Source organism: Tabrizicola caldifontis (assembly GCF_004762095.1).
GTDB lineage: Bacteria > Pseudomonadota > Alphaproteobacteria > Rhodobacterales > Rhodobacteraceae > Tabrizicola > Tabrizicola caldifontis.
This window is the reverse complement of the sequence record NZ_SIJH01000004.1, coordinates 111,933-130,082: the sequence shown is the minus strand read 5'-3', so window position 1 is coordinate 130,082 and position 18,150 is coordinate 111,933. Positions and strand designations below refer to the sequence as shown.

Annotated in this window: 20 protein-coding genes; 9 read left to right on the top strand and 11 right to left on the bottom strand. The window is 65.2% G+C overall.

Going from position 1 to position 18,150, the window contains the following annotated elements; genetic code table 11:
* Positions 1–2: 2 nt before the first annotated feature.
* The 4 genes from EYB42_RS04615 to EYB42_RS04600 form a co-directional block, all read right to left on the bottom strand.
* Complete coding sequence (locus tag EYB42_RS04615) at positions 3–974, bottom strand: beta-ketoacyl-ACP synthase III (RefSeq protein WP_135448683.1); 972 nt, start codon at positions 972–974, stop codon at positions 3–5.
* Positions 971–2,107, bottom strand: a complete 1,137-nt coding sequence (gene plsX, locus EYB42_RS04610; RefSeq protein ID WP_135448682.1) for a phosphate acyltransferase PlsX — start codon at positions 2,105–2,107, stop codon at positions 971–973. The genes EYB42_RS04615 and plsX overlap by 4 nt, the downstream gene beginning before the upstream one ends.
* Before the next feature lie 24 nt (positions 2,108–2,131).
* Complete coding sequence (gene rpmF, locus EYB42_RS04605; protein ID WP_135448681.1) at positions 2,132–2,338, bottom strand: 50S ribosomal protein L32; 207 nt, start codon at positions 2,336–2,338, stop codon at positions 2,132–2,134.
* 174 nt (positions 2,339–2,512) lie between these two features.
* Positions 2,513–3,088 (bottom strand): YceD family protein, encoded by a 576-nt coding sequence (locus tag EYB42_RS04600; protein WP_135448788.1) that lies wholly within the window; start codon positions 3,086–3,088, stop codon positions 2,513–2,515.
* A gap of 128 nt (positions 3,089–3,216) precedes the next feature.
* Between EYB42_RS04600 and EYB42_RS04595 the strand changes: the two genes are divergently transcribed.
* Entirely contained in the window at positions 3,217–3,699 is a 483-nt protein-coding gene (locus EYB42_RS04595) for an outer membrane protein assembly factor BamE (protein WP_240783962.1), read from the top strand.
* Between the two features lie 15 nt (positions 3,700–3,714).
* On the opposite strand, the gene msrB is transcribed toward EYB42_RS04595, so the two are convergent.
* Entirely contained in the window at positions 3,715–4,107 is a 393-nt protein-coding gene (gene msrB, locus EYB42_RS04590) for a peptide-methionine (R)-S-oxide reductase MsrB (RefSeq protein ID WP_135448680.1), read from the bottom strand.
* A 53-nt stretch (positions 4,108–4,160) separates the two neighbouring features.
* Here msrB and EYB42_RS04585 point away from each other — a divergent pair, with 53 nt between their 5' ends.
* On the top strand, positions 4,161–4,886 hold the full coding sequence (locus tag EYB42_RS04585; protein WP_240783960.1) for a GNAT family N-acyltransferase: 726 nt from the start codon (positions 4,161–4,163) through the stop codon (positions 4,884–4,886).
* Between the two features lie 86 nt (positions 4,887–4,972).
* On the opposite strand, the gene EYB42_RS17260 is transcribed toward EYB42_RS04585, so the two are convergent.
* The 4 genes from EYB42_RS17260 to EYB42_RS04565 form a co-directional block, all read right to left on the bottom strand.
* The gene (locus EYB42_RS17260; protein WP_167850921.1) at positions 4,973–5,509 is read right to left on the bottom strand and encodes an eCIS core domain-containing protein; all 537 of its coding nucleotides are present in this window, start codon (positions 5,507–5,509) and stop codon (positions 4,973–4,975) included.
* 230 nt (positions 5,510–5,739) lie between these two features.
* Positions 5,740–6,720, bottom strand: a complete 981-nt coding sequence (locus EYB42_RS04575) for a methyltetrahydrofolate cobalamin methyltransferase (protein WP_135448678.1) — start codon at positions 6,718–6,720, stop codon at positions 5,740–5,742.
* A gap of 15 nt (positions 6,721–6,735) precedes the next feature.
* Complete coding sequence (locus tag EYB42_RS04570; RefSeq protein WP_135448677.1) at positions 6,736–7,653, bottom strand: methylenetetrahydrofolate reductase; 918 nt, start codon at positions 7,651–7,653, stop codon at positions 6,736–6,738.
* A gap of 32 nt (positions 7,654–7,685) precedes the next feature.
* A complete protein-coding gene (locus EYB42_RS04565; protein WP_135448675.1) occupies positions 7,686–7,988 on the bottom strand; it encodes a virulence factor in 303 nt (100 codons plus the stop codon).
* Positions 7,989–8,264: 276 nt separating this feature from the next.
* On the opposite strand from EYB42_RS04565, the gene EYB42_RS04560 reads away from it, so the two are divergent.
* Positions 8,265–9,407, top strand: coding sequence for a Ppx/GppA phosphatase family protein (locus EYB42_RS04560; RefSeq protein ID WP_135448673.1), 1,143 nt, complete (start codon positions 8,265–8,267; stop codon positions 9,405–9,407).
* On the top strand, positions 9,404–10,147 hold the full coding sequence (locus tag EYB42_RS04555) for an RlmE family RNA methyltransferase (RefSeq protein ID WP_135448671.1): 744 nt from the start codon (positions 9,404–9,406) through the stop codon (positions 10,145–10,147). The genes EYB42_RS04560 and EYB42_RS04555 overlap by 4 nt, the downstream gene beginning before the upstream one ends.
* Positions 10,148–10,263: 116 nt before the next feature.
* Here EYB42_RS04555 and EYB42_RS04550 read toward each other — a convergent pair whose 3' ends face one another.
* Positions 10,264–10,833: a YcbK family protein gene (locus EYB42_RS04550; RefSeq protein ID WP_135448669.1), complete on the bottom strand. Its 570-nt coding sequence runs from the start codon at positions 10,831–10,833 to the stop codon at positions 10,264–10,266.
* A 334-nt stretch (positions 10,834–11,167) separates the two neighbouring features.
* Between EYB42_RS04550 and EYB42_RS04545 the strand changes: the two genes are divergently transcribed.
* The 4 genes from EYB42_RS04545 to EYB42_RS04530 are packed head-to-tail and all read left to right on the top strand — an operon-like array spanning position 11,168 to position 15,384.
* A complete protein-coding gene (locus EYB42_RS04545; RefSeq protein WP_135448667.1) occupies positions 11,168–12,763 on the top strand; it encodes a L,D-transpeptidase family protein in 1,596 nt (531 codons plus the stop codon).
* Positions 12,764–12,796: 33 nt separating this feature from the next.
* Positions 12,797–13,888 (top strand): UDP-3-O-(3-hydroxymyristoyl)glucosamine N-acyltransferase, encoded by a 1,092-nt coding sequence (gene lpxD / locus EYB42_RS04540; protein WP_135448665.1) that lies wholly within the window; start codon positions 12,797–12,799, stop codon positions 13,886–13,888.
* Between the two features lie 30 nt (positions 13,889–13,918).
* A complete protein-coding gene (locus EYB42_RS04535; RefSeq protein ID WP_135448664.1) occupies positions 13,919–14,191 on the top strand; it encodes an acyl carrier protein in 273 nt (90 codons plus the stop codon).
* Complete coding sequence (locus tag EYB42_RS04530; RefSeq protein WP_135448662.1) at positions 14,188–15,384, top strand: beta-ketoacyl-[acyl-carrier-protein] synthase family protein; 1,197 nt, start codon at positions 14,188–14,190, stop codon at positions 15,382–15,384. The genes EYB42_RS04535 and EYB42_RS04530 overlap by 4 nt, the downstream gene beginning before the upstream one ends.
* 58 nt (positions 15,385–15,442) lie before the next feature.
* Here the strand turns inward: EYB42_RS04530 and EYB42_RS04525 are convergent, their stop codons facing one another.
* Positions 15,443–16,120: an invasion associated locus B family protein gene (locus EYB42_RS04525; protein ID WP_135448660.1), complete on the bottom strand. Its 678-nt coding sequence runs from the start codon at positions 16,118–16,120 to the stop codon at positions 15,443–15,445.
* 462 nt (positions 16,121–16,582) lie between these two features.
* Between EYB42_RS04525 and EYB42_RS04520 the strand changes: the two genes are divergently transcribed.
* Positions 16,583–18,145 (top strand): helicase HerA-like domain-containing protein, encoded by a 1,563-nt coding sequence (locus tag EYB42_RS04520; protein ID WP_135448658.1) that lies wholly within the window; start codon positions 16,583–16,585, stop codon positions 18,143–18,145.
* The last annotated feature ends 5 nt before the right edge of the window (positions 18,146–18,150 follow it).

Below are 18,150 nucleotides of genomic sequence, written 5' to 3'. Positions count from 1 at the left end.
GTCTACCAGCGCAGGACGACCGAACCCCAGGCAAGCCCGCCGCCGATCGCCTCGGTCACAAGCAGGTCGCCAGGCCTGATCTGGCCGCGCGCCTTGCCGACCGACAGCGCCAGCGGGATCGATGCGGCCGAGGTGTTGCCGTGGTCCTGCACGGTGACGACCACGCGGTCCATCGGCACCTGCATCCGTTTCGCGGTGCCCTCAATGATGCGGATATTGGCCTGATGCGGCACGATCCAATCCACGTCGTCAGGGGTCAGTCCGGCCTTGTCCAAGGCGCGGTGTGCGGTTTCGGCAAGTTTTTCAATGGCATGGCGGAAGACTTCCTTGCCTTCCATCACCAGATGTCCCGTCGTGCCCGTCGAGGTGCCGCCGTCCACATAAAGGATGTTGCGGTAACGCCCGTCCGAGTTCAGATCGCTTGCCAGGATGCCGCGATCCGCCGGTGTGCCTTCGCCCTGGGCTGCCTCAAGCACCAGTGCGCCAGCCCCGTCGCCGAACAGGACGCAAGTCGTGCGGTCCTTCCAGTTCATCAGGCGGCTGAAGGTTTCCGCACCGATCACCAGCACCCGGTTCGCCTGACCGGTGAGAATCAGTGCATTTGCGTTCGCCAGCGCAAAGACGAATCCGGCGCAGACTGCCTGAACATCGAAGGCAAAGCCGCGTGTCATGCCCAGTTCTGCCTGAACCATGGTCGCAACCGAGGGGAAGGTCAGGTCCGGTGTCGAGGTCGCCACGATGATCGCATCGATGTCGTCGGCTGTCAGACCCGCATCAGTCAGCGCCGCGCGAGCGGCACGGGCGGCAAGGTCGCTGGTCAGCTGGCCTTCGGCCGCAAAGTGGCGCCGCTCGATCCCCGAGCGGCTGCGGATCCACTCGTCCGAAGTCTCGACGATGGATTCGAACTCACTGTTCGGAACGATGCGGTCGGGAAGATAATGCCCGACGCCCTTGACTGCCGCGCGTAAACTCATTCGGTCGGACTGCCCCCCGCCCCATGTGCGTCGGGGCTTGCCTGTGCGGCATCCTGCCCCGCTCGCCCGGCGGATGCAACCCGTGCAGCCAGCCGTTCGATGAACCGTGCGCGCGCCAGCTGATAGGCAAGGCTGACGGCTGCAGACACCCCTGTTGCATCCGCGGCACCGTGTGATTTCACCACGGTGCCATTCAGCCCGAGAAACACCCCCCCGTTCACCCGGCGCGGGTCGATCCGGCGTTGCAGTCGCTTGAGCGAATTCATCGCCAGAAGCGCCGCGAACTTCGACAGGATGCCCGCACCGAACGCCTCGCGCAGGAAGTCGGCAATAAGCTTTGCCGTGCCCTCGCCGGTCTTCAGCGCGACGTTGCCGGTGAAGCCATCGGTCACGATCACATCGACCCGGTCAGAGGGCAGGTCTCCGCCCTCGACGAAACCGACATAGTCGAAATCCCCCGCCTTCGCGATCGGCCCCATGCGCTCATGCGCCTCTTTCAGTTCGGCGCGGCCCTTGTGATCCTCGGTGCCGACGTTCAGCAGGCCGATGCGCGGCCGCTTCAGCCCCAGGCCATTGCGCGCATACGAGGCACCCATTGTGGCATACTGCAGCAGATCGTCGGCTTCTGCCTTCACGTCGGCGCCCACGTCGAGCATGAGGTTGAACCCGCCCGGATTGCGCGAGGGCCACAGACAGGCGATTGCCGGACGGTTGACCCCCGGCAGCTTGCGAAGCCGCAGCATGCTGACCGCCATGAGCGCCCCAGTGTTGCCGCAGGATACGGCAACAGAGGCCTCGCCGTTCTTCACGGCATCAATGGCCGACCACATCGAGGTGCCCTGACCGTGACGCATCACCTGGGCGGGCTTGTCCTCCATGGTGACGACACGATCGGCATGGCGCAGGGTGATGCGGGAAGCCAGTTCAGGGTGACGGGCAAGCAGGGGCCTGAGGCTTGCCTCATCCCCGTGCAGGATCACCTGCATGTCTGGGTGCTCGACCATCGAATCGACAAGACCGGCAACAACTGCTGCCGGTCCCTGGTCTCCACCCATCGCGTCAACGGAAATCACGACGCGTTCGGACGCCGGAGTGAGGGCCGTGACAGAGGCAGACTCGGGTCCGGTGGCCATCTTCACGGTCGCGCGGGCGTTGGATTACGCCGCGTCCTCGTCGACATCGACTTCGCGCGCCATCGATACGACTTCGCGCGAATCGTAGTGGCCACAGGCGCTGCAAACATGATGCGGGCGCTTCAGTTCGCCACAGTTCGGGCATTCGTTCGGGTTCGCTGCAACCAGAGCATCATGTGCACGGCGCATGTTGCGGCGGGAGCGGGTGGTGCGGTTCTGCGGGACAGCCATGTCTAAACCTCGGGCAGTGGGGACACGTGCCCCTGTTTTCCTTATCGATCCAGCACCTTGGCCCATGCTTGCGGCAATAGCCGAACGGCGCTGTTTCGCAGCTTGAACGAGGCGCGGAACATACTCGGATTCCGTCCGGGCGCAAGCCCCCTTTTGCCGGGCGCGCAGCAGTTCTCAGTCGTCGGTTTCGTTGTCTGGCTTGCCTTTCGTCCCAAGGCGGGCAGCCAGTGCGGAAAGACCCGCAAAAGGCTTCATGTCGTCATCCCGCAGTGGCTCGACGCCCTCTGCGCTGTGCACCATTTCGCCCAGTTCCGCGCCCGGGGCGCGGGGATACAAGGGCAGGGCCAGGGCCAGCGCCTCGGCAGCGATCTCGGCAAGGTCGATCACCTCGGGCATCGGCTCCAGCGTGTCGTCTTCGGGCATTTCGACCTCTTCGCCCTGCGGTTCGGTAAGTCCCGCGACGTAGCGGCGGTGGATTTCCTCGTCGATGGCGGCGGCCACCGGCTTCAGCGTCACGACGCAGGATTGGTCGGCTGCCGCTGTCAGCCGGGCGGTCAGAACAAGTTCATCACGACCCACGGGCCGGATCTCTCCGGCAAGGTGAAGCCGCTTCAGGGCCAAAAGACCAAGTTGCCGGGCCAGTTCGGCGCGCGCCGAGCCATCCGGGGCATAGTCGAAGCGCGTCGGCTTGCGTGGGCTCAGTCCACCGGTGCGGAACCGGGTCGGGCTGTTGGGGGCAGGGTCGGTCATCGGGTGCCAATTCCCATGGCTGCGGCGTTCCATTCTTGAACAATGGGCTGCCCTTCTGTTATCGGGAAAGCCAGAGGTTTTGAAGCACCCGCGCCGCGTGCCGGCGTTTCAGGGGCAAGAGGGCAGGTATGGCAGATTTCCGGTTGACGCGGATGGTCGGAGCGGCCCGCACAGGGTTTCTCCGAAAGGCCATTGCCCTGATGCTGGTTGGCGCGCTGATCGCTTGCTCACCGGTGTTCCGCAATCACGGATACGTCCCGGCAGATGACGAACTTGCCAAGATCGAGGTTGGTGTCGATACCCGGGAAAGCGTCGGCGAAAAGATCGGGCGCCCTTCCACTTCGGGTCTGCTGAACGACGAGGGCTGGTATTACGTACAAAGCCGATACCGCCATTTCGGCCCGCGCGAGCCGCAGGAAATCGAGCGGCAGGTCGTGGCCGTGACCTTCGACAGTTCTGGCCGGGTGGAGAACATCGCCCGCTTCGGGCTTGAGGACGGCAAGGTGGTGGAAATCTCGCGTCGTATCACGCAGACCAACATCAAGGGCCTTGGCCTGATCCGTCAGCTTCTGGGCAACTTCGGCCGCATCCAGGCGGGCGACGTTCTGTGACGCGGGGCCTTTTGGTCAGGCGGCCGGGTCGAACTTCAGCGCCACTCCGTTGATGCAGTAGCGCAGCCCCGTGGGGGGCGGGCCGTCTGGAAAGACATGGCCGAGGTGGGCATCGCAGCGGTTGCAATGCACCTCGGTGCGCCGCATGAACCAGCTGTTGTCGGCCTGTTCGCCGACGCTTTCGGGGTCGATCGGGGCATAGAAACTGGGCCAGCCGGTGCCGCTGTCGAATTTCGTCGCCGCATCGAACAGCGGCGCGTCGCAGCAGATGCAGCGGAACGTGCCTGGGCCCTTCGGAAAGTTGTCGTGCGTGAAGGCGCGTTCTGTCGCGTGCTTGCGCGTCACGCGATAGGCGAGGTCGGACAGCTGCGCCTTCCATTCGGCATCGGACTTGACGATCTTTTCCATCGGGGTCTCCTTTGAGACGCAGTCTATAGTGTGACGGGGCGGGGTAAAGGGGCGTGGAGCCACTTCAGCGGGGCGGTATGGTGGCGCGGTTGGCGCGGGGCCGGGCCGACATGGCCCGCGTGATGGCCTTTCGCAGCGCGGCCTTCCCCCGACGGGCCGGCCGGGAAGGGGATGCCCAGGACGCGCTCTCCGCCCATGTCGTGGTCGAGAGCGACGGGGTGCTGCTTGCCTATTTCCGGGTCATGCTGTTCGGCTGGGGGGCGGGGCTGGCTCAGGGCTATGCGGCGCGCTTTTACGATGTGGCGCCACTGGCGGGTTATGCCAGGCCCATCGCCGAGATGGGGCGCTTCTGTGTGGCCTCGGGCGGCGTGCACCCTGACGTGCTGCGCCTGGCGTGGGGCGCGATGACGCGGATCGTGGATGAAGGCCAGGCGGGGCTGCTGGTTGGCTGTACCAGCTTTCGTGGGGCGGAATGGCAGGCGCATCGGGCGGGGCTGGCGCTGCTTGCGGCAGAGTTCGTAGGCCCTGCGGAGCATCTGCCGCGGCAGAGGGCAGCGGAGGTGGTGGACTATCCGGCGCTGGCCGGGCCGGTTGCCGACCGCCGTACATCGCTTGCTGCGCTGCCACCGCTGCTGCGCACCTATCTGGGCATGGGGGGCTGGGTGTCGGATCATGCGGTGGTGGACAGGGAGCTGGACACGCTGCATGTCTTCACCTGTGTCGAGGTGGACCGGGTTCCGCCGGCCAGGGCGGCCTCCTTGCGTGCGGTGGCGGGTTAGCGGTTCGTGTCGGGCGGACCTTCCGTGCGAAAAAGGTTGGCGGATCATGCCAGGCCCTCCAGGCGGCCCGGACCCTTCGACCGGTCTCATCCGCCGCCGTGGATGGCCTTCACCACGTCGCCGATCGCATAGGCCTCGGCCTCGACCGTTGCGTGGTCGAGGACGTAGCGACGGGCAAAGCCCGAAAGGCCCCAGCGACGGAACTGTTCCACGTGCTTGACCTCATGCGCCCAAAGCGCAATGTCGGTCTCGGCCTCGCGCGGGTCGGCAAAGACGATGGTGTCGATCAGGGTGATGGCATTGGCCCGGCCATGGCGGATGGCCAGGGATTGCAGCGTCGAATCCTCGGCGATGCCCACGCGGTATTCGATGCTGTCGAGGAGGTCTGCCGGATACCAGGCAAGCAGCGCCTGCCGGATATGGGGCGGCATTGGCCGGGTGCCGGCGGCCCAGGCCGCGTCGCGGGACAGGACCAGGGAATTGGCCAGAGATGCCGCCGCCATATCAAGCGCCGTTTCCAGCGCGGCGCGGCCAGTGGCATCGAAGGGCATGGTCAGGCCGCTGCCCTGGGCAGAGGCCGGGGCGGCAAGCAGACAGAGCGCGAGGGCAAGACGGCGCGGCATGGCGGCAAGGTGCCAAGGCCGGGGCCGGGGTGCAACGGGCCTTCGGGTGCACTGTCGCAAAGGTGAAGCGCCGCGCAGCACGGCGGCCGCGCGTTCCGCACCACGGCAGGTGTTGCGCGGAGTTGCGTCGGGGACGCAGCTCCGCACGCGCGCCTCTGGCCGGGACATTGCGGAACAGAAGAAGGGAAGGCGCGCGAGCCCCCTTGGCTGGCAAGGGGGCAGGGAGGCGCTCAGGCCCGACCGCGGCGGCCGCCGCGACGCCCGCCGGCGGCCTGGGAGGCGGCGGCGGAGGCTTCGGAGAAGCTCATGCCACCCTCGACGGCTTCCAGAACCTTGGCGAAGCGGATCCATTCGCCGCCGTTCGGGTCGTGGTTCATCAGGAAGTTGGCGGCGCGGATCGCCTCCATCTCCTGCTGGCGGACGGGGTTCATGATCGCCGACGTCATGCCGGCGCAGATCGCCATGGGCAGGAAGGCCGCGTTGATGCCGTGGCGGTGCGGCAGGCCGAACGATATGTTCGAGGCACCGCAGGTGGTGTTCACGCCCAGCTCTTCGCGCAGACGCCGGACCAGGGTAAAGACCTGCTGGCCGGCCGAGGCCATGGCGCCCACGGGCATCACTAGGGGATCCACCACGATGTCATGCGCGGGGATGCCGTGGTCGGCGGCGCGCTGCACGATCTTCTTCGCCACAGCGAAGCGGACATCGGGGTCGGGCGAGATGCCGGTGTCGTCGTTCGAGATCGCCACCACGGGCACGTTGTATTTCTTGACGAGGGGCAGGACGAGTTCGAGGCGTTCCTCCTCGCCCGTGACCGAGTTCAGGAGCGGGCGGCCTTCGCAGGCCTGAAGTCCCGCCTCGAGCGCGCCGGGGACCGACGAGTCGATGCAGAGCGGCACGTCCACGGTCTGCTGCACGATCTCGATCAGCGCCTTCATCAGGGGCGGCTCGACGAAGTTGTTGTCGGCATAGCGCGGGTCTTCGGCCATCTTGTTGGTGAAGACCGCGCCCGAGTTGATGTCGAGCACCGTCGCCCCGCAGGCGACCTGTTCCAGCGCGTCCTTGATGACGGTTTCGAAATTCCCCGCCTCGAGTTCCGCGGCCAGCTTCTTGCGCCCCGTCGGGTTGATGCGTTCGCCGATCACGCAGAAGGGTTCGTCGAAACCGATGACAACGGTTTTCGTCTTGGATTCAATGACAGTACGGGTCATTCCTAAACCTTTTTCTCAGGCAGTTGCGCTGGCCGGAACGCCGGAGGCGCCGCCATGTTCGGTCACCCACTGGGCATTGGTCTTGATACCGCCGAGGGGGAAGAAGTGGACCTGCTCGATGCCGAAGCCGGGGTTCGCGGCCTTGTGGGCGGCGAGATCCTGCAGGATCTCGGTCGGCTCGTAGGGCAGGAGAAGCTTGGTGACATCCATCGCGCGTTTCTGCAGCACGCGCAGGCTGGGCCCGACGCCGCAGGCAATGGCGAACTTGATGAGGGTCTGAAGCTTCGCAGGCCCGGCGATGCCGATATGGACCGGAAGCTTCACGCCCTCGGCCTGAAGCCGGTTGACCCAGTCGATCACCGGCTGGGCCTCGAAGCAGAACTGGGTGGCCATGGCCATCTGCGCATCGGTGCGTTCGGCGAAGGCGGATTTCCAGCGCGCGGCCTCCATGACCATGCGGTCGGAGCCGTCGGGGTCGATGTCCTTGTTGCCTTCGGGGTGACCCGCGACATGCAGGCGCTTGAAGCCGGTAAAGGCGCCGGATTCAAGGAGTTGCATCGAGGAGTGGAAGTCGCCCACGGGCTGCGCGACGCCGCCGGCCAGGAGCAGGCCCTGTTCGACGCCGGCATCGCGGTAGCGGGCGACCCAGTCGAAAAGTGTGGCCTTGTCCTTGATGATGCGCGCCGGGAAATGGGGCATCACGGCAAAGCCTTCGCCGGTGATGCGTCTGGCGGTGGCCACCATGTCCTCGATCGGGGTGCCGTCAATATGGGCGATGTAGACGCGGGTGCCCCTCGGCAGGATGTCGCGGAAATCCTCGACCTTCTCGGCGGTGCGGGGCATGACCTCGATGGAATAGCCCTTGAGGAAGGCTTCCAGCGACCCGGTGGCGGTGGCGGTGTCGTCCTTGCGGCGGAAGTTGAACAGGGCCATCACGGTCTCCTTCAATGACGGTGGCATGGGCGTCAGGCCTTGGCCCAGCCTTCGGCGTCGATCAGCGATTTCAGGCGGTTGGTGTCGTATTCGGTTTCCAGCTTCGCGGCCCAGTCGGCGGCAATGGTATCGGGGTCGCCCTCGACCTCGGCCACGACGGCCTTGCGCCATTCGGCGAGATAGCTGTCGGTGTCACGCGCCCCGACCTTCATGGCGCACCGGTCGATGGCCTGTTCGAAGCGTTCGGAAAGCTGCACCTTCGAGCCGCGACGACCCTTGCCGACGATGACCTGGGCCGGGATGTCGCGCCATGAGACGATGGTGACTTCGGCCATGATCCGGTGATTCCCCTTGGCTGTGCTGACCTCGTTGATAATCGCCGATCTCCGACAGCCGGTGTCGGATTTCGACATGGCGCGCGATGGATGCGACCCCGGTGCACGCCAACTGTGGGTAGCACGCGACAGCTGCAGTTGCGACAGGAGAAGGTCGGAAAAGTCTTCATGCAGATCATGAGCCTTGGCCAAACCCCCCTTGGCCTCATGGATGCGCGCTTGCGCGAAGGTGGGATCGAGACTACCTTTGGATCCAACCACAGATGGAGGGCGGCCATGACGCCCGAGCGTCCCCGCAGGGCGGACGCTTTCCAGGCGCAGGTCGAGACGCCCCTTGCCGTTTCCCGCGCCGGTAAGCCGTCAGCCCTTTCCGACCCAGGGTCGGCCCCGCTTTATGCGGCGCTTGACCTTGGCACAAATTCCTGTCGCATGCTGATTGCCCAGCCCAGGGGCAGTCAGTTTGCGATCGTTGACAGCTTTTCCAAGACTGTGCAGCTGGGCGTCGGGCTAGAGGCTACGGGAAGGCTGAGCCGTTCGTCCATGGGCCGGACGATCCAGGCCCTGCGCATCTGCGAGAAGAAGATCGAACGGCACGGTGTCGTGCGGATGCGGCTGGTTGCCACCGAAGCCTGCCGCCGCGCCCGGAACGCCCGCGACTTCATCCGCCAGGTCCGGCGCGAGACCGGTCTAAGCCTGGAGATCATTGCGCCCGAGGAAGAGGCCCGGCTTGCCGTGATCTCTTGTGCGCCGCTGGTCAATCCGTCCACCGAACAGCTGCTGGTGGTCGATATCGGCGGCGGCTCGACGGAACTGGTCTGGATCGACCTGAGCGCCGTGCCGCCGGCCGAACGCGCCCGTGCAATCATGCGCCTGCACATGGGCTTCGATGCGCAGGGCGACGGGGCGGTTGCAAGGGTGGTGGACTGGATCAGTGTGCCGCTCGGCGTGGCCACGCTGAAGGACCAGTTCGCCGATGTCGATGATGACGCGGCGCGCTTCGCCCTGATGAGCTGGTTCTTCGAAGAGAACCTGGCCAGCTTCAGCCCATACAACGCCCAGAACCCGCGCGAGGGCTTCCAGATCATCGGCACCTCGGGCACGGTTACCACTGTCGCGGCATCTTTCCTGAACCTGAAACGCTATGATCGCACGAAGGTCGATGGTCTGCAGATGACCAGCGACCAGATCGACATGGTGATCCGGGAATACCTGGTGCTGGGGCCGGAAGGCCGGCGGACCGACCCGCGTATCGGGCGCGACCGGCACACGCTGATCATGTCCGGCGCGGCGATCCTGCAGGCGCTGATGCGCATATGGCCCACCGACCGCTTGTCCGTTGCCGACCGTGGCCTTAGGGAGGGGCTTCTCTATGCGCAGATGAGCGCGGACGGCGTTCTGGAAGACGGACCTTATACATGATCGACAAGCCGAATTCGGGGCGCGGCCAGCGCGAACTGCGGGTGCGGGTCAAGACCGCGAAGGGGCGGAAGCTCAGCTCCACCCTTTGGCTGGAACGGCAGCTGAACGATCCCTATGTCCAGCGCGCAAAGCGCGAGGGCTATCGCGGCCGCGCGGCCTACAAGATCATCGAACTGGACGACAAGTATGGTTTCCTCAAGCCTGGCGCCCGGGTGGTCGATCTGGGCTGCGCGCCGGGCGGCTGGTGCCAGGTGGCGGTGGCACGGGTGAACGCGCTGGGGCAGAATCCGAAAAAGCCGGTCGGCCGCGTCCTGGGGGTGGATCTGCAGGAAGTGGAGCCGATTGCCGGCGCCGAAATCCATCAGCTGGATTTCCTGTCTGACGACGCCGACGAGAAGGTGAAGGGCTGGCTGGGCGGTCGTGCCGACGTCGTGATGTCGGACATGGCGGCCGCGGCATCGGGTCACAAGGCGACCGACCATCTGCGGATTGTGGCCCTGGTCGAGGCGGCTCTGGCCTTCGCCTTCGACGTGCTGGAGGACGGCGGAACCTTCGTGGCCAAGGTGCTGGCCGGAGGGGCCGAGAACGAGATGCAGGCCATGCTGAAGCGCAACTTCCGCAAGGTGGCCAACGTCAAGCCGCCTGCCAGCCGGTCTGACAGTTCCGAGAAATTCGTGGTGGCAATGGGCTACCGCGGGCGCGAGATCGCGGGCGGGGCAGGGCAGGGCGTCCCGGTCTGAAAGGCCCGACCGCGTGATGACGGTGGCAAGCCGTGGCGTAGCCACCGATGATCGGCCGGGCAGGTGCCAAGGAAAAAGGCGCCATACGGCGCCCTTCCTTCATCAGACGAGGCGGCTCAGCCGCCCCAGCTGCGGACCGGACCGCAATCCATGTGGACGAAGTTCGACCGCGAATACTTGCCTACGCCACCCGAGGCACAGGCCGCCGCCGCACGGGCCATCTGGCTGACCGAGCGCGATTTCAGCCGCAGGTCGGCTGCCTGCCCCTTCATGTGCAACGAGTTCTTCGCCACGCCACGCGATTTCGACCGCAGCATGGCATTCGTCTTCGGGCAGCGATAACCCGACAGAAGCATGTAGGGTTCGTTAACGTCCATCAGCCGGTGCGATGCAGCCATGATGTCGACGGTGCGCATGTCCATGTTCATGGCTTCGTTCGACCGCCAGTCGCGCATGAAGTAATTGATTTCCTTCATGACTTCTGGGATGTACTCGCCATCGACCCAATATATCGTGTCGATGCTTTCGCCTGTACGACCTGAATACATGCGAATGCGGCGAATGTCCCCTGCACCTTTCAGAAGGCCGAAGGCGTTCGAATATGTCGGAGCGGCCACAACCGCGGTTGCCGCGAACACGCCCAGAAGGCCACGCCGCGTGACGCCGTAAGTCCCAAGATCCGTCATTCTAACGCCTGTCCCCGTAGCTGTCTCTGGCTGCTGAACGCAGCTTTTGTGCAACTTCTTCCCCAAGTGCCGGTATCTTATGGCACAGGTCGAATCGAAGCCCAAGTGCCGATTGCCCGGGCGAGGGACAACTCAACCTGAATAGGCAAATTTTTGCTGAACGCCCGCGCAAATGATCGTCTGTTGTCATTTTGCATCAAAAGGCCCCAGAACTGTTGCCGGTTCGGAAATAGTCGCCGTGGCAAAACCTGGCCGGGTCGGTTTGTGAATGGACAGTCCGGACAGAATCCGCTGATAGTGGCAAGAGATGCAAGTCCTTGAACTCGGTGCCTGAATGGTCATTTCCGCATTCGCAAGGCTGACGGCCTGCACAGTGTTTCTGTCGTGTTCGCTGGCCCTGTCGCCTGCGGTGCAGGCACAACCCTCCTCGTTCACCCAGTCGCTGGCCGCGGCGGCCAGCGAGGATCAGACGATCGCGGACTGGTATCGGAAGACCGGCTACAAGACGCTATGGACCGGGCCCGAGGATGCCGGCCGCCGCCAGGCGCTGCTGACCGCGATTTCCGCAGCAGCCGATCATGGCCTGCCGGTGGCTCGCTATGACGCCAAATCACTGGCGGCGGCCTTCCGCTCTGCCCAGACCGAGGCGGACCGGGGACGGGTCGAGGTGGAAATGACGCGGGCCTATCTGGCCTGGGCGCATGATCTGACTTCGGGGGCGCTGGATCCGGCGAAGGTGGACAAGGGGATCGTCCGCAAGATCGACGTGACCGATCCCGCCGTTTTCCTAGTGCGGATGGCCAATGGCGATCCAGCCACGGTGCTGAGCCGCCTTTTGCCGAAATCATCGGTCTACTTGAACCTGATGAAGGCCAAGATCGGGCTTGAAGCGCAGATCGCAGCTGGGGGCTGGGGTGCGCCCGTGCCGCCGGCAGAGCTGAAGCCGGGCGCGACCGGCCCGGCGGTGGTGGCGCTGCGCGACCGGCTGATCCGGATGGGTTATCTGCGGCCTACCGCCACCTCGACCTTCGACCGTGCGGTTCAGGCGGCCGTGCTTGAGTTCCAGCTTGCACACGGGCTGGTCGCGGACGGCATCGCCCGAGAGGGAACGATTGCAGAGATCAACAAGGGACCGGAAGAGCGGCTGAAGTCTGTCATCGTGGCGCTGGAACGCGAACGGTGGATGGATATCGACCGGTCTGTGCGCCACGTCTGGGTGAACCTGCCCGACTTCAAGGCCCGCATCATCAAGGACGGCCGGACCATCTTCGAGACGCGCGTCGTCATCGGCAAGGACGTGCCCGACCAGCGCAGCCCGGAATTCTCGGACGAGATGGAACACATGGTCATCAACCCCTCATGGGGTGTGCCCCGGTCGATCATCGTCAAGGAATACCTGCCGCTCTTGCAGAGAAATCCTAATGCCGTCAGCCACTTGCAGGTCATTGACGGTCGCGGTCGCGTGGTGCCGCGTGGGTCGGTGAACTTTGCCGCCTACACGGCCCGGAACTTCCCCTTCGCGATGCGCCAGCCGCCTTCCGACGCGAATGCATTGGGCAAGGTCAAGTTCATGTTCCCGAACGAATACAACATCTACCTGCACGACACGCCGTCGAAATCGCTGTTCGACAAGGAAATCCGCGCCTACAGTCACGGCTGCATCCGTGTGGCCGACCCCTTCGAGCTGGCGCACGAGCTGCTGTCCTGGCAGACCGACAATGCCGAGGAAGAGTTCGACCTTGCATTGCAGTCCGGCAAGGAGACGACGGTGAAGCTGAAGCAGACGCTGCCGGTGCACCTGGTCTATTTCACCGCCTATCCCAATGCGAAGGGGCGGATCAACTATCGCCGGGATGTCTATGGGCGGGATGAAGCGCTGTTCCAGGCGCTTTCCTCTGCCGGGGTGGAACTGCCGGGCGTTCAGGGGTAATCCTGCGGGCTGGAACGACCTGTCGAGGATGCGATGCCCCATACGATCCGCGCCATTGCCCTTGCTCTGGGGGCCGAGGCCGAGGGTGATCTCGACCTGACGGTAACCGGTGCGGCCGAACCGCAGATGGCCGGGCCCGACCAGTTGGCCCTGGCGATGGACCCGCGCTATGGCGAGGGCATCGCGAAGGGACGGGCGCGGGCGGCAGTGGTTTGGCCCGGGGCCGACTGGCGGGCGATGGGATTGAAGGCCGCGATCTTCGCCCCGCGCGGGCGGCTAGCCATGGCGGGGCTGACGCGGCTGATGGATCCGGGGCCGGCGGTTGCTGCTGGCTTGCATCCCATGGCGATCGTCGATCCCTCGGCCGAGATCGGGCCGGGCGCGGCCATCGGGCCTTTCGTCGTTATCGGCGCGGGCGTGCGGATCGGCCCGAACGCACGGATTGCCAGCCACGTTTCCATCGCCGAGGGCGCGACCATTGGGGCCGATGCGCTGATCCTGCAGGGCGCGCGGATCGGGGCGCGCGTCACCATTGGCGACCGCTTCATCTGTCAGCCGGGCGCGGTGATCGGGGCGGACGGGTTCAGTTTTGTCACGCCCGAGAAATCCGGTGTCGAGGAAATCCGCGAGACCCTGGGCAGCCGGGCCGAGATCCGCGACCAGTCGTGGACCCGCATCCATTCGCTGGGGGCCGTTACCATCGGCGACGATGTGGAAATCGGCGCGAACGTCTGCATCGACCGTGGCACGATCCGCGATACCTCGATCGGATCGGGCACAAAGCTGGATAACCTTGTTCACATCGGACACAACGTGCAGGTCGGGCGCGACTGCCTGCTATGCGGGCAGGTCGGCATTGCGGGTTCTGCCCGGATCGGCGACCGGGTGGTGCTGGCCGGGCAATGCGGGGTGAACGACAACATCTTCGTCGGAAATGACGTGATCGCGGGCGGGGCGACCAAGATCTTCACCAACGCACCGGCGGGAAGGGTGCTTCTGGGCTATCCGGCGGTCAAGATGGAAAGCCATGTCGAGATACAGAAGGCGCTACGCCGCCTGCCTCGGCTTGCCGCGCGGGTGGCGGCCCTGGAAAAGGGCGTTCCGCCGGGGTCGGATTCCGACTAGATCATGGGCATGACGAAGGGCAGAACGGCCATGACCACACGGGCAGAGATCGAAGAGGCGGTGATTGCCATTCTGGCTCAGGAACTGTTGTTGCCGCCGGGCGAGATCTCGCCGGATGCCCGGATCGATGATCTGGGGCTGGACAGCCTGGGCAAGGTCGAGGCCATCTTCGCGCTGGAGGAGCGCTTCGGCATCGCCATCCCGTTCAATGCGAACGAGCCTGACCTGCCGGAATTCGACTTTGCCACTGTGCAGCAGATCGTGGACGGCGTTGAAAGGCTGATCGCCCAGTCAGCGGAATGAGGCGCGTCGTTGTCACCGGCATCGGCACGGTCAATGCGCTGGCGCCAGATGTGCCGGGAACCTTTGCCGCGCTGGCCGAGGGGCGGTGCGGCATTGGCCCGCTGACCTTTCGCGATGCAGACCGCCTGACTGTAAGGATCGGCGGCGAGGTCCGCGACTGGCCGTCCGAGGGGCGGTTCGATCCCGCCCGACTTCCCCTTTATGACCGTGTCACCCAGTATGCCATAGCCGCCGGGGCGGAGGCGATGGCGATGGCCGGGCTCGCCCCCGGGTTGGGCAATCGCGGCGGCGTGATCCTTGGCACGGCGGCGGGGGGCATCGCCACCTGGGAGGAGGCATATCGCGCGGTTCTGGCCGAAGGGAAGAACCGCGTATCGCCCCTGACCGTGCCGCGACTGATGCACAATGCGCCGGCATCGCATCTTTCGATCCTGCACGGGCTGACCGGGCCGGTGCTGTCGGTCTCGTCGGCCTGCGCCAGCGCCAACCATGCCATGGGGCTGGCACTTCAGCAGATCCGTCAGGGGGCGGCAGATGTGATGCTGACCGGCGGCACCGAGGCGATGCTGTGTTTCGGTGGCGTCAAGGCTTGGGAGGGCCTGCGCATCCTGGCGCCCGATGCCTGCCGCCCGTTCAGTCTTGGGCGCAAGGGGCTGGTGATCGGCGATGGCGCAGGGGTGCTGGTGTTCGAGGCCGAGGATCACGCCCGCGCGCGCGGGGCGCAGATCCTGGCAGAAGTCGCGGGTTTCGGCATGTCGGCGGATGCGGGCGACATCGTGGCGCCGGATCCCGAAGGGGCTGCCCGTGCCATGCGCGCAGCGATTGAAGATGCCGGGCTGTCGCCTGCCGACATCGGTTATGTCAACGCTCACGGCACCGGGACGCTGCTGAACGACCGCTCCGAGGCCACGGCGATCCGGGCGGTGTTCGGCGATGCGCCGCCGCCGGTGTCATCCACCAAGTCGATGCACGGCCATGCCATCGGCGCAACCGGGGCGCTGGAGGCGGTCGCCTGCCTGTTTGCCCTGACCCGGGGCGTCCTTCCCCCCACAATGGGGTTCGAAAGCCCCGACCCGGATTGCAATCTGGATGTCGTGCCGAATGCGGCGCGCCCATCCGATGTGACGGCCTGCCTTTCCAATGCCTTTGCCTTCGGCGGCCTTAATGCGGTGCTGGCCTTCGCCAGGACGTGAAATGCAACGGGGCCGGCCCCGACAGGCCGGCCCTCGATCCACCCTGACGACAGGCGGCCTATTCGTTCGCCGGCGCGGGCGTCTGTGCCTGGGCGGCTGCCGCTGCGGCATCCGCTGCATCGTTGGCCGCATCCACTGCGGCCAGGCCGGCCGTGAAGCCCTTCAGCGAGACCGACAGTTCTACCTTGTCGTTCGGCGCAACGAAGGGAACGATGGTGATCTTGGCGTTCGCGCCTTTCTTCATCTGTGCCACTTCCTCGGCGGTGAAACCGATGCGTGCCACGCAGCCGATCTGGGTGCAGAAGGTGAAGGGATAGGCCTTGGGCTTGCCGGCATCGATCTGAAGCGTCATGCCCGCCGTCAGCAGCGTCTCGAGCGGGGCGATGAACGTCGCCCCTGCCACGGCCGGGCCTTGCGTACCCTTCGGCAGGCCGAAGATCGTGAACTCGGCCACGTTGTTGCCGTCACCGTCCTTCAGCAGCATGTAAAGCTGGCAAGGGTCGATACCGTTTTCGGTGCGCACGCAGCGCTGCTGCCAGGCCTCGAAGTTCGCGGCAACGTAGGTGTCGCCGACCCCGCTGCCGGCCACTTCCTGGCCCATTGAAAGCCCTTCGGGCGTCGCGGAATCGGCAGCCGCCGGTGCTTCGGTCGGCGCTTCTTCCGTGGTCTGTGCGGCCAGCGGCAGCGCGGCAAGCGCAAGGATGAAGGCAAGCGCAGAGGTCGTGGTCTTGGCCATCTGGGGCAGTTCCTTTGGTCTTGTGTCTGCGGCGGTCTCTAGCACGGTGCCAGCGCCAAGTCAGGTGGCAAATGGCCGCCCTGGCGCGGTTCTGCGCGTCTGACCCGCCAAGCCACGCAAATGTGAAAAAGGGCCGGTGAGACCGGCCCTTCCCGAAAGTTATTGTTTGCTCCCTGTCGGACTGGCCGACTTCATGGTGAGGGACGCTATTGTGCTTTTCCCATCAGGTCAACGGGATTCTGGCCTGCCGCATCCTGCATCTGCGACGAAAAAAAGCCGCGCCTTTTCAATGGCGCGGCCAGTCGACAGGGAGGAAGTCACCACCAGTGCACCGCCGGGCGATGCACTGGTCGCTTCAGTCTGGCGCGAAGGGGTTAAGAATGTATTCTGGCCCCGGGCGACAAGCGGCCGTGCGGCGCAAAGGGTGGCCGTCGGGGATGCGATCAGGGCAAGAGGTGTGACGTGGCAGAGCAGGGTTCGACCGAAGACAGCATCTTCGTTGGCGGCGGCGGGGAAGGCCATGCCGTGCCGCAGCGGCTGCTTCTGCGGTATGGCAACCGTCATGGCCTGATCGCGGGCGCCACCGGCACCGGCAAGACGGTGACACTGCAGATCCTGGCCGAGGGGTTCTCGGCCGCCGGGGTTCCGGTGTTCCTGTCGGATGTAAAGGGTGACCTGTCGGGAATCGCCGTCGCCGGTTCGGCAGACCATAAGCTGCACGAAGCCTTCATGAAGCGCAGCCAGACCATCGGGCTTGACCTGAAGTATCGCGCCTTTCCCGTGATATTCTGGGATCTGTTCGGCGAGAAGGGCCACCCTGTCCGCGCCACGGTCGAGGAGATGGGGCCGCTTCTGTTGTCGCGGCTTCTAGAACTGACCGAGGCGCAGGAGGGCGTTCTGAACGTGGCGTTCCGCCTGGCCGATGAAGAAGGCCTTGCGCTGCTGGACCTGAAGGATCTGCAGGCGCTGCTGACCTTTGTCGCCGAGAACGCAAGGGAGATTTCAGCCCGCTACGGTCTGGTCGCGCGAGACTCGGTAGGTGCGATCCAGCGGCGGCTTCTTGTGCTGGAGAACCAGGGTGGCGCCGGCTTCTTCGGCGAGCCGGCGCTTGATCTGGCCGATCTCATGACCGTCGCTCCCGATGGGATGGGACGGATCAGCATCCTTGCCGCCGACCGGCTTATGAACGCGCCGCGGCTTTACGCGACCTTCCTGCTGTGGCTGCTGTCGGAACTGTTCGAGGCGTTGCCGGAAGTTGGCGATCCCGAAAAGCCTAGGCTGGTCTTCTTCTTCGACGAGGCGCATCTTCTTTTCAACGATGCACCCAAGGCATTGATCTCGCGGGTCGAGCAGGTTGCGCGGCTGATCCGTTCCAAGGGGGTGGGGGTATATTTCATTACGCAGAACCCGGCAGACGTGCCCGATACGATCCTCAGCCAGCTAGGCAACCGAGTGCAGCATGCGCTGCGTGCGTTCACGGCGAAGGATCAGAAGGATCTGGCCAAGGCGGCCGAAACCTACCGCCCGAACCCGGCCTTCAGGATCGATGAGGCGATCCGCGACCTTGCCACCGGTGAGGCGGTGACCTCTTTCCTGGAGGCGAAGGGCATTCCCGGAATTGCGCAGCGCACCTTGATCCGGCCGCCTTCCAGCATGCTGGGCCCGATCGGGGATGATGTTCGGGCCTCGATCATCGCTGCGTCGCCGGTACGGGGAAAATATGACACGCCGCTGGACCGGGACAGCGCCTACGAGCGGTTGCGCGCCCGCACCGAAGCGGCTGCTGCCGAGGCCGCCCGTGCCAGGGAACGGATGGAGGAAGAAAAGCGCGAGTTCGAGCGAGCCCGGCGCTACGACGGCAGGAACAATGGCGAAGCTGGCGCAAAGCCGCGCACGTCGGGCGGGGGAAGCCGGTCGGATTCCATCAGCACGGCCTTCGCCAAGAGCTTTGCGCGTCAGCTGGGCACACGGTCGGGCCAGGCCCTGGTTCGCGGCATCCTCGGCTCGCTGTTCGGGAAACGCTAGACCGG